Source organism: Bartonella sp. AS69XJJH (genome assembly GCF_042195585.1).
Taxonomy (GTDB): Bacteria; Pseudomonadota; Alphaproteobacteria; order Rhizobiales; family Rhizobiaceae; genus Bartonella.
Map to the genome: position 1 here is coordinate 1 of NZ_JBHIOO010000105.1, position 975 is coordinate 975.

The 975-nt window shown below is 41.0% G+C and carries 1 protein-coding gene; it reads left to right on the forward strand.

The window, feature by feature from the left end; translation table 11 throughout:
* The coding region (locus ACFIK6_RS09975) for a helicase-related protein (RefSeq protein WP_375677606.1) at nt 1-975 on the forward strand (975 nt) is incomplete at both ends.

Sequence of the window (975 nt, forward strand, 5' to 3'; positions counted from 1 at the left end):
CTTTGCGCATATTGATGGAACACAAAGTGCCAAGAAGCGCAATGAAGCTCTTGATTGGTTAAAGGAAGATGCGGGGGAGCATGTCTGCCGTGTGCTCACCAATGTAAGATGTTTGTCTGAAGGAGTTGATGTTCCTGCTCTTGATGCGATCATGTTTTTACACCCGCGCAAAAGCCAAGTGGATGTGATACAGGCGGTGGGGCGTATTATGCGTCGTGCCAAGGGCAAGAAGAGAGGCTACATCATTCTACCCGTTGGGGTTCCTGCTGGGATTTCTGCTGAAGAGGCTTTAAAATACAACAAGAGATACAGTGTTGTTTGGCAAGTGATCAATGCTTTGCTTTCCCATGATGAGAATTTTGAAGTAACCCTTAACCAGATGATTTTAGATCAAGACGTAAGTCATACTTTAGAGATTGTTGCCTTAAAGAGTATGACCACGGTTGAAGATAAAATCCATGTTTATGAGAAACCAGAAAGCGCGGGGCTTGAGATTGGAAAAGCAGCTTATGAACCACAACGCTATATTCATAGCGTAACAGGAAGATTACCTTTTTATAAAGAGTTTCCCAATGCCCTTAAAACCCTTTTGGCTAAGAAATTTACCCTTGCCGATTACTGGGGCATATGGGCTGGCAATGTTGCTGAAATTGCTCAAAACCATATCAATCGTCTTAAAGATATACTTTCTGATGAAACCAGTGAAGCTTTTCATGCTTTTGAGAGTTTTTATAAAGAACTCAAAAACAACTTAAACAGTGAAATCAAACAAGAGGAAGCGCTTGAGATGTTAGGACAACATCTTGTGACGCGTCCCGTGTTTGAAGCTTTGTTTGAGGGCAATGAATTTGTGCAAAACAATGCCATTTCTCAAGCAATGGAAAAAATCTTAACAGAACTCGATAAAACCAATATTGAAGAGGTATCTCAAGAATTACAAGAGTTTTATGACAGCGTAAAATTCCGTGCCTCTGG